Source organism: Streptomyces sp. NPDC031554, from assembly GCF_055580685.1.
Genome location: NZ_JBVIKX010000031.1, coordinates 1 through 1,489, shown reverse-complemented (window position 1 = coordinate 1,489; position 1,489 = coordinate 1). Strand labels below are relative to the sequence as shown.

Here is a 1,489-nt window from a genome sequence, read left to right as displayed (position 1 = left end):
CCCCGTTATCTTTTTCGCGGTCCTGCAAGAGGGCCGCTGGCCTCCGGGCCCGGCATGACTGTTGCCCCCTGTCGATGGGATGACCTGGGGGGTGGTGTCACCGGGTCCGAGGGGTGCCGTCGGAGACGCTGATCAGAGGTCCGACCACCGCCTGGCCGGGCGCAATGCCCGGCCGTTTGCGGGCGGCAGGTCTGCATAACGTGGATGCGCGCGAACGGCCCCGACCGCCGAGGCCGGCACGCATCGACGCATGTGGGGGCACGGTGATCAGCATCGACGGGGTGGGCGTCTTCCTGGGCCTGGACGTCGGCAAGGCAGCCCATCACGGCCACGGCCTGACCCCGGCCGGGAAGACGGTCTTCGACAAGCCGCTGCCGAACAGCGAACCGAAGCTGCGGGCCGTCTTCGACAAGCTCACGGCCAAGTTCGGCACCGTCCTGGTGGTCGTGGACCAGCCCGCCTCCATCGGCGCCCTCCCGCTGACCGTCGCCCGGGACACCGGCTGCCAGGTCGCCTACCTGCCCGGACTGGCGATGCGCAGGATCGCCGATCTCTATCCCGGCGAGGCCAAGACCGACGCGAAGGACGCCGCCGTCATCGCGGACGCCGCCCGCACCATGCCCCACACCCTGCGCACCCTCGACCTGGCTGACGAGGTCACCGCCGAGCTGACCATGCTGGTCGGCTTCGACCAGGACCTCGCCGGCGAGGCCAACCGCACCTCCAACCGCATCCGCGGCCTGCTCACCCAGTTCCACCCCAGCCTCGAGCGGGTCCTGGGCCCGCGCCTGGACCACCCGGCCATCACCTGGCTCCTGGAGCGCTACGGATCCCCGCAAGCCCTGCGCAAGGCGGGCCGCCGCAGGCTGGTCGAGGTCGTCCGCCCGAGGGCCCCGCGCATGGCCGAGCGGCTGGTCGACGACATCTTCACCGCGCTCGACGAACAAACCGTCGTCGTCCCCGGCACCGGCACCCTCGACGTGATCGTCCCTTCGCTGGCGAAGTCGCTGGCCGCCGTCCACGAACAACGCCGGGCCCTGGAAACCCGGATCGAAGACCTGCTGGAGGCCCACCCTCTTTCCCCGGTCCTGACCTCGATGCCCGGCATCGGCGTCAGGACCGCCGCAGTCCTCCTGACCACCATCGGCGACGGCAGCTCGTTCCCAAGCGCCGGCCACCTGGCCTCCTACGCCGGTCTCGCCCCCGCCACCCGGCAGTCCGGCACCTCGATCCACGGCGAACACGCCCCCAGAGGCGGCAACCGGCAGCTGAAACGAGCGATGTTCCTCTCCGCGTTCGCAGCACTCCACGATCCCGCCTCCCGGACCTACTACGACCGCTGCCGAGCCCGCGGCAAAACCCACACCCAGGCCCTCCTCCGCCTCGCCCGCCACCGCATCAGCGTCCTGTTCGCCATGCTCCGCGACGGAACCTTCTACCAGCCGAGAAGCCCCCGACTCGCTTGACGAAAGACATAGAGGCACCCCCC

General features: G+C 70.7%; 1 protein-coding gene. It reads left to right on the top strand.

What is annotated here, in order from left to right; translation table 11 throughout:
* Window positions 1-263 precede the first annotated feature (263 nt).
* Entirely contained in the window at window positions 264-1,466 is a 1,203-nt protein-coding gene (locus tag ACZ5FU_RS34950; RefSeq protein WP_468647101.1) for an IS110 family RNA-guided transposase, read from the top strand.
* The last annotated feature ends 23 nt before the right edge of the window (window positions 1,467-1,489 follow it).